10 protein-coding genes are annotated in these 13236 nt (G+C 68.8%); 3 read left to right on the top strand and 7 right to left on the bottom strand.

Annotated elements, in window-relative coordinates:
- Complete coding sequence (locus ACIQJ5_RS15595) at positions 1-1155, bottom strand: tyramine oxidase subunit B (protein ID WP_231091140.1); 1155 nt, start codon at positions 1153-1155, stop codon at positions 1-3.
- 147 nt (positions 1156-1302) lie between these two features.
- Here ACIQJ5_RS15595 and ACIQJ5_RS15590 point away from each other — a divergent pair, with 147 nt between their 5' ends.
- The 3 genes from ACIQJ5_RS15590 to ACIQJ5_RS15580 are packed head-to-tail and all read left to right on the top strand — an operon-like array spanning position 1303 to position 4104.
- Positions 1303-2211, top strand: a complete 909-nt coding sequence (locus ACIQJ5_RS15590; protein ID WP_231091141.1) for a LysR family transcriptional regulator — start codon at positions 1303-1305, stop codon at positions 2209-2211.
- 43 nt (positions 2212-2254) lie between these two features.
- Positions 2255-3139: a hypothetical protein gene (locus ACIQJ5_RS15585; RefSeq protein WP_231091142.1), complete on the top strand. Its 885-nt coding sequence runs from the start codon at positions 2255-2257 to the stop codon at positions 3137-3139.
- A 2-nt stretch (positions 3140-3141) separates the two neighbouring features.
- Entirely contained in the window at positions 3142-4104 is a 963-nt protein-coding gene (locus ACIQJ5_RS15580; protein ID WP_402845186.1) for a methyltransferase family protein, read from the top strand.
- Here the strand turns inward: ACIQJ5_RS15580 and ACIQJ5_RS15575 are convergent.
- The 6 genes from ACIQJ5_RS15575 to ACIQJ5_RS15550 form a co-directional block, all read right to left on the bottom strand.
- Complete coding sequence (locus ACIQJ5_RS15575) at positions 4073-4960, bottom strand: DUF4380 domain-containing protein (protein ID WP_402845185.1); 888 nt, start codon at positions 4958-4960, stop codon at positions 4073-4075. The two genes, ACIQJ5_RS15580 and ACIQJ5_RS15575, sit on opposite strands and share 32 nt — an antisense overlap.
- Positions 4957-7884 (bottom strand): DUF5107 domain-containing protein, encoded by a 2928-nt coding sequence (locus tag ACIQJ5_RS15570; RefSeq protein WP_402845183.1) that lies wholly within the window; start codon positions 7882-7884, stop codon positions 4957-4959. Before ACIQJ5_RS15570 ends, ACIQJ5_RS15575 begins: the two co-directional genes overlap by 4 nt.
- Positions 7885-8017: 133 nt before the next feature.
- Positions 8018-10135, bottom strand: a complete 2118-nt coding sequence (locus ACIQJ5_RS15565) for an alpha-galactosidase (protein WP_402845181.1) — start codon at positions 10133-10135, stop codon at positions 8018-8020.
- A 17-nt stretch (positions 10136-10152) separates the two neighbouring features.
- The gene (locus ACIQJ5_RS15560; RefSeq protein ID WP_402845179.1) at positions 10153-11019 is read right to left on the bottom strand and encodes a carbohydrate ABC transporter permease; all 867 of its coding nucleotides are present in this window, start codon (positions 11017-11019) and stop codon (positions 10153-10155) included.
- Position 11020: 1 nt separating this feature from the next.
- The gene (locus ACIQJ5_RS15555; RefSeq protein WP_402845177.1) at positions 11021-11947 is read right to left on the bottom strand and encodes a carbohydrate ABC transporter permease; all 927 of its coding nucleotides are present in this window, start codon (positions 11945-11947) and stop codon (positions 11021-11023) included.
- Positions 11944-13236 (bottom strand): ABC transporter substrate-binding protein, encoded by a 1293-nt coding sequence (locus tag ACIQJ5_RS15550; protein WP_231091149.1) that lies wholly within the window; start codon positions 13234-13236, stop codon positions 11944-11946. Before ACIQJ5_RS15550 ends, ACIQJ5_RS15555 begins: the two co-directional genes overlap by 4 nt.

Below are 13236 nucleotides of genomic sequence, written 5' to 3'. Positions count from 1 at the left end.
TCAGGCCAGATCCGGCGTGTTCCAGAGGTTGAGCTGGGTGCCGATGCCGAGCTCCAGGGCGTTCTCGTAAACCGTCTTAGCCCACGCGACGTCCTCGACGCCCATTCCCCCGACGCTGAACAGCACGGGCTGTTCCGGGAACTCGCGACCGGCGGCCGTGCCCTGGAAGACGTCGCCGATGTTCACGACCCGGGACTCGTCGAGCTCGCCTGCATCGATCAGGTCCTGCCAGTACAGCCCGATCATGCCGAAAGCGGTCTCATGTGACGGCGACGGATACTCCTCGGCCCACGCCTCGTAGATCTTCTTCGCGTCGGCGATCAGCCGCGCCTTGCCGGACAGGGTGTACTCCTTGTCCATGCGCAGGTTCGCGGGGAGGCTGAGGAATGCTCCCGGCTTGATCCAGTCGCCGTCGATGTAGGGGTAGTTCTCCGATCCGACGAGCCCTGTCACGGCTTCGGACACGATGTCGCTGTCGCGCACCGCGGCCTCCACCGTGTCGGCGATCTCGATCGTCGTGAACTGCGGGTAGTGCTCGCGCACGTAGTCGGCGAAGGCCTCCGCCGTGGAGCGGCGGCGACCGTTGATGCGGATGGTGTGCAGCGTGGGCCGCGCGGCCGTCATCGCGTGCAGCGCGCTCTTGTTCATGGCGCCGGGACCGATGATGCCGAGCGAGGTGGCGTTCACCGGAGCGAGCTTCTTCGCTGCCGCGCCGGGGACCGCCGCCGTGCGGTAGGCGCTCTCCAGGTTGCCCGACATGATGGCGAACGGCGCGCCGGTCTCCTTGTCGTTCAGCACGATGAGGTGGATCGAGCGCGGCAGTCCCCGCTCGCGATTGTCGACGTTCGAGCCGTACCATTTGACGCCGGCGGTGTCGAAGCGCCCGCCGAGATAGGCCGCCATCGCCATGAACCGTCGGTCGGCGGCATCCAGCGGCATGGTGGGGAACGGGGAGGACTGCGGGAAGCTGATCTGGGCTCCGTGGGAGTTGGCGGAGTTGCCCGCCATCCGGTAGTCGCCGTTCGCGACCAGGATGAGCACCTCCTCCATCACCTCCATGCAGCGGTCCATGTCTTTCACCCCGGCGGCGATGACCTCGGGCTCGCTCAGGTAGAGCATGTCGATCCGGGTGTCAGCAGCGGTCTGTGCGGTCATGGTGGCGGCCTTTCATCGAGTCCTTCCCCCTCAGCGAAACCGCCGGAACAACCCCCGGTCAAATACCTTTTCCAGCACCGATTGATAGCGTTTCGCTCGCAATCGCCCCGAAACGTCTCGGTAATACGAGGCGCGTATCGTGCCGGCATGGAACTTCGTCAGCTGCGCTACTTCCTCGCGGTGGCCGACGAGCTCCACTTCGGCAGGGCGGCTCGCCGCCTGCACATGTCACAGCCTCCGCTGAGCGTCCAGGTGGGCCGGCTGGAACAGGAGGTGGGCGTCCCGCTCTTCGAGCGCAGCACGCGGCGCGTCACCCTCACTCCCGCCGGGCGTCACCTGCAGGAGCGGGCGCGACGGATCATCGATGAGGTCGACGGCGTCCGCGCCGAGATGCGCGACTTCGTCGACGGAATGGCGGGGCAACTGGCGGTCGGATTCGTCAGCTCCGCCAACTACACGGTTCTGCCGGAGGTCACGCGTCGCTTCCGGGCCGAACGCCCGCGCGTCTCCCTCTCGCTGTTCCCGCTGACCTCCGGGGAGCAGTTCGAGCGGCTGCGCGATGGCACCCTGGACATCGGAATCGTCCGTGATGATCTTCCCCGCACCGTCTCCGGTCCCGTGCTGGCGACCGAGGTGGTGTTCGAGGAGCGACTGGTGATGTGCCTGCCGCGCGATCATCCGCTCACCGTCCGCGCCGAGGTGAGCGTGTCCGAGGTGCTCGACGTGCCCATGATCTCGTACCCCCGCACGCTCATGGCGGGGTTCGTGGCGCGCGTCGACGACACCCTGGGGATCGCCGCCGGCGCCATGCGCGTGGTGGAGGAGGTGGTGCACCAGGAGACCGCTCTGGCCTTCGTCGCGGCCGGCGTGGGCGCCAGCATCCTCCCGGAGTCGGTGCGCCAGCTCGCACCGCCCTCGATCACCGTGGTGCCGATCACGGGGTCCCCGACCACGCGCCTGCTGGCGGCCTGGCGCGAGAGCGAAGACGAGGACGCCGCTCGCCACGCGTTCATCGGCTGTCTGCGCACGGCGGCGGCGCTCGTGTCCGCGGCGTGACCCCCGCGAGAGATCGCGCATCGGCAACCTCTAGGGTGGGAGCGTGAGTGACGCACCCGATCTCGGACTCCTGCTCGACGTGGACGGCCCCATCGCCTCGCCGGTCAGCCGCACCATCGCAATCCCGACGATCATCGACGACCTGATTGCGCTCACCGCCGCGGGCGTTCCCATCGCCTTCGTCACCGGACGCTCCGACGCCTTCATCGATGCCCAGGTGGTGGCGCCGCTGATGGCGCATGGCCTGGCCGACGCGCTGCGCGTTCCCGGCGCCCGGATGTTCGGGGTGTTCGAGAAGGGCGCGGTGTGGGCGCCCATCGACGAGAACGGGCTCGGTGAGATCACGGTCGACGAATCGGTCGCCTTCCGCCCCGCGGACATCGCCGCCATCCGCGAGCTCGCCGAGGGCACCTACGGCGACACGATGTTCTTCGATGAGACCAAGCGCGCCATGATTTCGGTCGAGCAGCGCACCGACGTCGATTCCGCCCGGTACTACGCCGCGCAGTCGGCGTTCCAGAACGACGCCTACGCACTGCTGACCGGCCGCGGCGTCGGCCTGCGCTACGGCGAGCGGGAGCAGGCCGACAACACGGGCGCCGTACCGTTCCGGGTGGACCCCACCGTCATCTCCACCGACATCGAGTCGGTTCTGCTGGACAAGGACCGCGGTGCCGTTCGCGCCCTGGAGCACTTCGCCGAGCGTGGACCCCTGCCGCGCACCTGGCGCTCGGTGGGCGATTCCCGCTCCGACTACAAGATGGCCGACCAGCTGCACGCCGACGGATTCGAGGTGGCGCACGTGGACGTGCGCCCGTCGGACGGCGTGCTCGACAAGCCCTATCGCGTGATCGTGGAGGGGGACCTCATCCACGACGAAGCGGGCGCCGCGTTCCTGCGCCACTGGCGCACGCGGTTCGGCCTCTGAGGGTGGGCGTCCGCCGCTTCGACGTGTCGATGATCGACGCGCGGTGGGCGCGCGGCTACTTCGCCGTTCAGGCCCTGGCGGGCGCGCTGTGGTGGATCGCTGTGTTCACGGTCCCGCCGGTGCGCGCGGCGACGCTCGGCGATCTCGATGCCGGGCTGATCGCGCTGGCGGACATTCCGCTGTTCGTGGGCGGATCGCTGCTCGCCGTATGCGGTCCGCGCTGGAGCGCCTGGATCATCACGCCGTGGACGCTGCTGGTCACCGCGGGCATGGCGCTGTATGCGACTCTCACCACGCAGGCCGGATGGGGCGCCCTCCTCATGGTCGCCGCCAGCGCCGGATCGGTGGCCGCGGGCGTCGTCCTGCTGCTGAACCGGGTGCCGGCGGAGTGGATCTTCCAGGGGCCGTTTCGCATCCGGCCCGCACGCGGCACCGGCGCGCGGCACCACCTCCTCAACACGGCGGCCCAGATCGTGGTGTTCTGGGCGGTGCTGCTCTGGCTGGTGCCGATCGCGATCCGGTTCATCGAGGAGCGCTGGCGACTGGATCTTCCCGTCCCCGGCTGGGTCCGCATCGCCGGTGTCGTCCTGTTCGCCGCCGCGGCTCCGGTCGGGCTGTGGTCGGCGGCCGTCATGGCGTCCCTCGGCGAGGGGACTCCGCTGCCCGCTGCCGCCGCTCGCGATCTGGTGGTCGTCGGACCCTACCGCGTCGTGCGCAATCCGATGGCCGTGGCAGGCATCGGCCAGGGCGTGGCCTCCGGACTCATCCTCGGGTCCTGGCTCGTGGTGCTGTATGCGCTGGCCGGCGCTCTCATCTGGAACTGGCTGGTGCGTCCCGGCGAGGAGGCGGATCTGGAAGCACGTTTCGGTGAGCCCTTCCGCCGCTATCGCGACAGTGTCAACTGCTGGTTCCCGCGCCTGCGCCGAAGTGCAGTCAGAACAGGGTCCAGCGCACCGCGAGGGTGACGCTCTCCCCCGGAGCGAGCTCGACCAGCGGGCTCAGCAGTTCCAGCTCCAGCAGCGCCGCCGTGGCATGGAACCCGCCCAGCTCGGCGATCGGCTGCGGCACCGGGGTCTGCATCCACAGCTGCGCCGGACTGTCGTCCGGGTGGGAGCCGGTGTGGAGCGCGCTCGACAGGCGCAGCCCGGTTCCCGAGGCCCGGCGGTACTCGATCCATCCGTCGTAGTCGGGGAATCCGAGTTTGCCCACCGCTTCCGCGATCGAGACCTCGGTGAACCCATCGCTGACCGAGACCGGCAGGTCGCCGACCAGACGATGCAGCACACGTGGTGGTCGCGTGTTCGACGTGCACACGCGTACCGAGCCGGAGCGCAGGTCATCGTCGTCGATGGGCAGCTGCACCACCTCCCAGGCCGCCCACCTGCGTCGCACCGCGCTGACGTTGGTGAGCGTGGTCTGCACGGTCACACCGTCACCGTGCAGGGCGATGTCCCGCCGCATCCTGAGACCCGTGGCGGGGTCGTCGCCGCTCACCAGGCCGACGGCATCCGCGTGCTCGTCGCTGACCGCGAACGCCCCGCCGTCGAACGTCGGGTCCGGCGGACCATGCCACTGCTCCGGCCCCTCCCACCCCTGCGGTGCCACCCAGGACTTGTCCCCGCCCCAGTTCCGCCAGTCACCGAAACCGGCCGCGGGCTCGGATGGCACCGCTGCGCGTGGCTGCAGATCGGGACCGAGGAGGTCGGTGTTGCGCCACAGCACCTCACTCCCCTCCCGCGTGAGGGAGAGGATGCGTCCGCCGAGTTCGGGGGCCACCGTAGCGACGAGGTCGCCGGAGCGAAGCACCAGGAGCAGGGTCATGCGTGCTCGGCACGGGGGTCGTAGGTGAACAGCAGGACATCGGGAAGGCTGGTGGCGAAGTAGTCCGTGCTGCCGTCCTCGTGCTGAGCCACCGGCGCGGTCACCTGCGGCCGCGCTTCACCGAGGCTGGCAGGGGGATCCGCGAGCGTGAGGCCCTGAGCGGCCCGTGCCTCATCCCAGGCCGCGAGAGTGCGCCCTTCGCCGCCCTCCCAGGGCTGGAACAGGTGACTCTCCAGCAGCTCCAGCGCGCCACCCGGATCTCCCGCGGCGGTGAGGAGACGGGCGTACTCGACCGTCAGGTCATCGCGCGTCTCGACCACATCGATCCGCGCTCGGAGCCGATCGAGCCGCTCGCTCACCGCGTGCCCGAGGCGGGCGGCGAGCTGATCCAGCTCGAACAGCAGACGCGCATCCCGGGGGTCCGTCTCCGCCGCGCGGAGGTAGTGCGCCCAGGCACCGGCGAGGTCGTGCTCCACCTCGAACAGGCCGAGGCCCAGGTTGCGGTGAAGACGAGCGCCATCGCCGAGCCGTGCCGCGTCACGCCACCGGTTTACGGCCTCGCTTCGGCGATGGGCGTCGTACAGCAGCATTCCCAGCAGCTCGCCCGCCACCGGATCGGCCGGGTCCGCGGCGAGGGCGCTGAGCAGGGCGTCGTGCGCATCCAGCCCCGCGGGGAAGCACCACCGGTTGTCCGCGCTTCGCGCCTGACGACGGGCTTCGGCGGCTCCGGGCACGTCACCGCGGTCGTCGAGCACCTCGGCCAGCACGTACCAGGCCACGGGCGCCGGGTTTCCCGCGCTGGTGGGGGCCGGCGCGGTGGCCGCCCGAAGAACGGTGACAGCATCATCGAGGAGTCCGAGATCGCGCAGGTCCAGCCCGAGATCGAGCCGGAGGCCCGCATCGTCCGGCACGGCGCCGTCCGTCAGGAACGACAGCAGCACGTCGCCGCGAGCGACGCGCACGGCGCGAGCGAGGACGTCCTCGGCTCCTTCGTCGTCACCGAGCCCCCGCAGCGCGACGGCGCGCACGGCGGCCAGCGCGGCATCGTCCGCACGCGTGACCGCGAGCGCCTCGGCATCGGCCAGCGCGCCGCGAAGATCGCCGCGTCGCAGGGCGATCCGCGCTGCCCGTAGCCCCGCGGCGGCGGCCCAGGTGACGTCCCAGCCGGCCCGCGCGAACCAGTCCAGGGCCGCATCGTCATCCCGCAGCCGTTCGCAGATCAGCCCCATCAGGTAGTAGGGCTCGGTATCGCGCAGTCGTTCGTTGCGCGCGGTGAGACGACGGATGGCACGCGCGGCGTGATCGCGCGCCTCCGCATACGACCCGCGCCGCAGGAGCAGCTCGGCGAGCGCCAGATTGGTGCGGGCGTCGGCCGGGTCACGACGCAGCGCCTCGTTCCAGTAGGTCTCGGCGCGGCGTGTGGGATGACGGTACTGCTCCAGATGCAGTCCGGTCAGGTAGAGCTCGTCCACGCTGGCGATCTCCTGCGCCGACGCGGGCGCGGTGGCCACCCACGGCTCCACCGGCTCTCCCGTGGCGGGACGCCACTCGGCGATGACCTCGCCGGCATCATCACGCGCCAGCACTCGCACATCGGCGCCGGTGCTCGCCGCGCGGACCTGCATGACCTCACCGGGCATCAGGTGTCCGCGCTCCTCGGCGGCGACCGAGCCGGCGTCAAGCACCTGCAGCACGATGGTTGCGGGAGAAGTCACGGCGCAGGAGACGACGAGGTCGTCGCCGGACGCGTCCACGTTCAGCGCACCCCGCGGGGTCGCCGCATGTGCGGGACCGATGGCGGGGACCGGGTACCAGAACTGCTCGAAGCGCTTGGTCTCGCCGGGCATGAGCCAGGCGAAGTCCGGCTGGTTGTCGGTGAACACGCCGGCCATCAGCTCGACGTAGGGTCCACCGTCGTCGGTGAGGTGCGCATCCCATGCGTGGCCGAACGGCGAGTTCCCCCACGTCCACTGCTTCTTGCCGGGAGAGATTCGCCGATCCGCCCAGTGCACGATGCCGGCGCCGGCCGCGTGATCGTAGCCACCGAAGAACGACTCCTCGGTATCGACGACCATGTACGAGGTGGGAGCCGGGATGTTGCGGTACCAGTCGATACGGTCGGCGCCCGGGCATGCGCGGCCCCGCGCCGGATAGTCGACGCCGTAGTACGGACGATCCGCCGCAGGGAAGGCGGTGATCGCCCGACGCGCGTGATCTGCCACGTAGTGCACGTCCTGCGGGAAGAAGGACTGGTAGTCCTCGTGCACACGCACCGCGGCGTTCGCCCACCACAGGAAGGTCTGCTTCAGCGGGGTGCGGTTGTGCAGCTGCACGGCGATCTCGATCGCCGTGCTGTCCCGGTGCAGCCGGATGCCGTGCGCCTCGGCCATGCGGGTGAACGGATCGTGATCGGAGCACCACACCGTCCGCGATCCGTCGGCACCTTCCTCGATGGAGAACTGCACCGGCAGGAAGGTGGCAGGTCGGTGATGCTGCGGCCAGTTGAACTCGATCCCCCCGCTGATCCATGGCCCGGTGAGTCCCACGAGCGCGGGTTTGATGACGTCGTTGCGGTACAGGAAGTCGTATCCGGTGGTCTTGTCGAAGCCGGTGGCGATCCGCCCGCCCAGCTCGGGCAGCACGGTCACGTGCAGGTACGCGTTCTCCAGGTGCACCACGCGCCATGCACGCTCCGCACTGTCCCGGGCGACGCCCTCGATGAACGGCAGCGGGTATACCCGCCCCGAGGAGCCCTGATAGACCCGCTGGTCCAGGAACATCGGCAGGTGCGACGGGGCATCGGGCAGGTAGGTGGGCAGCACCACCTCGTCCTCCCAGGCGATCACCTCACCCCGTTCGAGCTGCGCGCGCAGGTGCGCGGGCGGCTCGGTGCGGTAGGGGTCGATGCGGATGTCAGGTTGCATGCTCATACGCTAGGAGCGCCGCCCGCCCGGCTGAATGGCCGAACGTCTGATGCGCCTGGACTTTTCACTGATCTCAACGCGCATAGTGCACTGAAATTGCAGCGGACCTATTCGCGCACCTGGACGATCATCGTCAGTTGGCGTCGAGGATGAGGATGTCGGCGTCCGGCGCCCACGTGAAGGCCACCGCCACTCCGCGAACAACGGCCTCCTCCGCCGTGATCCGCGTGCCGGTCGCTCGCCCGTACCCGTCGAGCACGCTGTAGCGGGTACGAGCGCGGAGCCCCGCCGGGTACACCCGCGCCGCGTCGCGATCCCGGGTCCGGTCACGGTCCCGGTCGAACACGAACAGCACCGTCCGGGAATCCGTCGAGTACTCCACGCTGTACAGCCCTCGACGCGGATCGCCGTGCGTACGCACGTGGCCCGCGAGGATGATGTCGCGGATTCCCCGATAGGCGGTGATCCTGCGACGGCACTCGTCGAGATCCTCGTCGGATGTCCGGGAGAGGTCCAGCCCGATACCCAGGACGCCACACATCGCCACCGCGAACCGGTAGCCGAGCGACGCCGCCTCACGATCGCGATGGCCATCGTCCTCCGCCACCCAGGAGCTCATCGTCCACGACGGGTAGGCGCTGAGGAATCCGTGCTGAATCACCAGCCGGTCGCGCGGACCCACCTGATCACTGGTCCACACCACGTCGGAGCGCTGCAGCACCGCATTGTCGATGCGGGCTCCTCCCGACGCGCACGCCTCGACGACGACGTCGGGGAACTCCGCACGCAGCATGTCCATCACTCGGTAGTAGTTCCGCGTGTGCTGCACGCTCCACTCCCGCCCGTGCGGGTCGCCGGGACGCCCGCCATCGGTCACCGGCCGGTTCATGTCCCACTTGAGATAGCCGATCGGCGCCGAGGACAGCAGCTCCCGGAGGGTGGCCATCACCCACAGCGCGACCTCCTCGCGCCCGAGATCGAGCACGTACTGATTGCGGATCGTCAGCAGCGGACGCCCCTCCGCGCGGTAGACCCAGTCGGGGTGAGCGCGGAACAGATCGGAGTCGGGATTCACGCATTCGGGCTCGACCCACAGCCCGAACCTCATGCCCAGCGCTTCGACGCCGTCCGCCAGCTCGCTGAGGCCCCGCGGGAACTTGGCCGGATCGGGTTGCCAATCGCCGAGACCCGCACGATCGGACGTGCGCCCGCGGAACCAGCCATCATCCAGCACGAAGGTCTCCACCCCGATCGCCGCCGCCCGGCGTGCCAGCTCCAGCTGCTGGGCGATGTCCACGTCGAAGGTGGTGGCCATCCACGAGTTGTAGACGACCGGTTGCGTCCGCGGACCGCGCTCTCGTGCCAGCCCTCGCTGGAACTCGTGCCATCGTGAGGGGAGCTCGGTCATCCCGGCGGCGTGAACTCCCAGGCTGTCGGGGGTGCGGAACTCCTCGCCGGGAAGCAGGGTGATCGTGGTGACGTCGTCGTCCACGCCTGTCGACACCCGCGCATGCGAGCCGACCGCGGCCGATTCCACCTGCAGCCGCCACGATCCGCTCCAGTCCAGCGCCACGCCGTAGACGTGAGTGCCCGACCGTGTCGCGACATCGTCGTCGTCCGGCAGCGCACTCACGCCCACCACCGGGCTGAAGCTCATTCCTGTGACACCCTGCCTGCTGCCGATGCTGAAGGTACCCCAGTGCACCTCGGTGCTGCGTTGCTGGAACTCCCGCGCCCACGACCCCGCCAGATAGTCGACGCGCACGTGCTGGCCCACCGGGGCGTTCCAGGCCGCGGAGAACGCCCGTGGCAGGGTGACGGTGCCGGAACCGCGGTTCGCGACGCGTATCCATCGGCGGATCACATCGTGCTCGCGAGAGCTGCGATAGCCCAGGTACAGCTCCAGCGTTCCCGTCTCGTCCCGGAACGCCAGCTCCAGTTCGTCACCCTGCGGGCCCGAGTTCCACTGCGGCGTCCCATGCAGCTCCCACCGCGCGCCGGTACGGGCATCGCCACGGTCGACGAGCAACTCGCTGAAGGCGGTGTGGCGCTGACCGTCGCTGGCGTACTCGAGCGGCTGAGCGTCCGCGTCGGCCGCATAGCCCACGAAGCGGTCGGGCTCTGACCAGGGTTCGGGGTCCTCCCCGTCCGCGAGCGCGGGGCCCCAGTAGTCGGACACCGCACCGGACGCGTCCGGAGTCGTGCTGAGCACGTACGATGTGCGGCGGGTGCGCAGGTGCCACTGCGGCATGGTGCTCCTTCGGTGGATCACTTGCCCGTGCCGAGCGTGAGGCCCGACACGAACTGCTTCTGGAAGATGAAGAAGACGATCGCGGTGGGGAGTGCGGCGATCATGGCCCCGGCCGCCACCACGTTCCACTGGCTGACGAACCCGCCCTGGATGTTTAGCAGCTCCGCGGTGATGGGGAACTTGGACTCGGTCCGCAGCACGGTGAGGGCCCAGATCAGGTCGTTCCACACCCAGGTGGTGGCCAGCGCTCCGAGCGCGGCGAGCGACGGGCGCGTCAGAGGCAGGACGAGCTGCAGGTACACCCGGAGCTCCCCGGCGCCGTCCACACGTGCGGCCTCGAAGATCTCCGCGGGGATCGAGCGCATGAACCCGTAGAGCACGAAGGTGTAGAACCCGATGCCGAAGGCGACCTGCACCACGATGAGCGCGAAGAGGGTGTCGGCGATGCCGAGCGATTCGGTGATGCGAGCGACGGGGATCAGCAGGATCTGCGCGGGAAGGAGGTTGCCCGCGAGCATGATCAGCAAGATGGTGCGCCGCAGCGGAATCTCGTAGCGGCTCAGCGCGAACGCCGCCCACGAGGACAGCAGCAGCGAGAGCAGCACCGCGAACACCGTGACGATGACGCTGTTCCACAGCGCGTTGCCCGCGAGCCCCTGCGTGAAGACGGTGATGAAGCCATCCAGCGAGAACGAGTGCGGCAGGCCGCCCAGGCCATTGGCCGTGATGTCGGAGAAGGAGCGGAAGGCGACGAAGACCACGAAGATCAGCGGTGCGATCCAGAGCAGGGACACCGGGGCCATCACGGCGTGGAACACCCAGGATGCGCGACGACGGGGGCGGGTGTCCGTGACCTGATGCAGCGTGGCGGTGTGTGTGCTCATCTCAGTCCTCCGATCGCGCGGCGCTGGCCAGGTAGCCGATGATGAAGACGATCGCGAGCAGGAAGATGATCACGGCGATCGCCGATCCGTAGCCCAGATCGACCGTGGAGAAGGCCGTCTGGTACATGTATGTCGACAGCAGCTGGGTGGAGTTGTAGGGCCCGCCTCGCGTCATGGTCCAGACGATGTCGAACGTGCGCAGCGAGTCGATCACCGTCACGGCGAACACCACGGAGTTGACGCCTTTCATCTGCGGCATCACGATGCGCCAGAACCGCTGCCAGCGATTCGCGCCGTCCACCTGGGCCGCCTCCTCGAGCGTGGGATCCACGCCCTTGAGGCCGGCCAGGTAGAGCACCATGATGTAGCCGCACTGCCGCCACACCGCGGCGATCAGCACGGCGGTGAGGGCAGTGCTCGGATCGGCCAGCCACTGGCGGGCGACATCGCCCAGCCCGATGGCGTCCAGCGCCGAGTTCACCGCACCGTCGGGCTGGTACAGCAGCCGCCAGAACAACCCGGTGACCGCGAGGGAGAACACCATCGGCAGATAGATGGCGCTGCGGTAGAAGCCCACGCCCCGACGCGGCCGGTTCAGTGCGAGGGCCAGGAGCAGCCCGATCACCACCGAGGCACCACCGAACCCGACCACCCAGTAGACGTTGTTCAGCAGCGCCTGGATGAACACCGGATCGGTGGCGAGGTTCTCGAAGTTGCGGAAACCGACCCATTCCGGGGCACCGGCACCGTTCCACTTGGTCAGCGAGATGTAGAAGCTGTTGACCGCCGGCCAGAACACCAGGGCCAGCTCCACCACCAGCGGGATGAGGAGGAAACCCCAGATGATCGGTGGGACACGACGGACCGCGCTTCGCCGCCGGCGCCCGGCCACGATCGTCGCGGTCGCCGTGCCCACCGGGCGGCTCACGAGTTCCACACCTTCTCTGCGGCCGTCTGCCACTCCTTGAGGATGCTGTCGACATCATCCGGCTTGGCGAGGAACTTCGTCAGGGCGGTGTCCGCGGTGGTCTGCAGCGCGTCGGACGAGTCGCGGTTGAAGAACTGGGTGATCTCCTCCGTCTCGTTGAGCATCTTCAGGCCCTTCTGCACCAGCGGGCTGAACTGGGTCGCGTCCACATCCGGCGAGGTCGGCAGGTTCGAGGAGCCGGCCTTCTCGATGAACTCCTGCTGCGCCTTCGGGCTGGCCAGGTACGACAGCATCGCGATGGTCCCCTTCGGATCCTTCGTCTTCGCGCTGGCGAAGTAGCCGTCGGTGGGGGCTTCCTCGGCGGTCGGCACCGACGGGTCGATCACGGGAACGCTGAAGAAGTCCAGGTTGTCGGGATTGTCGGTGATGTTCTGGCTGATGAACGCACCCGTGAGGTACATCGCATCCTTGCCCTGCACCAACGGCGTGACGGCATCCTGCCAGGCGTAGGAGGTCATGTTGGGGTCGAAGTACGGCACCAGCTGCGCGTAGTACGACATCACCTTGCGCACCTCGGCGCTGTCGAACGAGTGCTTTCCGGCCAGCAGCTCGCGGTGAAAGGCGGCGCCGTTGACCCGGAGATTGAGGATGTCGAACCAGCCCGATGCCATCCACGGCGTGGTGCCGATGCCGTTGGCGAGGGGGTTGATGCCCATCCCCTTGAGCTTGTCGCACATGGCGATGAACTCGTCCCAGGTCTTGGGCTCGGAGACGCCCCACTTCGCGAAGTTGTCCTTCAGGTAGAACACGCCCCACCAGTAGTAGGAGGTGGGCAGGAAGATCTGCTTGCCGCTGTCGTCCGTCGACAGCGCCTTCAGCGCGGGCGAGAAGTTCGCGGCCGCGCCGCTGCCGGTCCACATCTCCGACAGGTCCAGCAGATATCCCTTGCTGGCGTAGTCCCGCGCCACCGACCCCGCATACCACGTGAGCACATCGGGGGGATTGCTGGAGGAGAGGTAGGTGGACAGCTGTGCGCGGAACTGCTCGATCGCCACCGTGTTCAGGGTGACCTTGCCGCCGGTGTACGCGTCCATCACGGCGGTGAGCGCAGCCTTGGGGGCGGGATCGGACAGCGACGACTGGAGCGTGAGGGTGCCGCTGGCGGCGCCGCCGCTGCCGCCCGTACCCGGGGAGCCTCCGGTGACGCAGCCGGAGAGGGCGAATGCGCCTCCCAGTGCGAGCGCACCCGCGAGGAAGGTGCGACGTGTGACCTGCAGTTCTGGTGCCAT

Source organism: Microbacterium sp. GXS0129, assembly GCF_044769785.1.
Taxonomy (GTDB): Bacteria; Actinomycetota; Actinomycetes; order Actinomycetales; family Microbacteriaceae; genus Microbacterium; species Microbacterium nymphoidis.
This window is presented reverse-complemented; position numbering and strand designations above follow the sequence as displayed.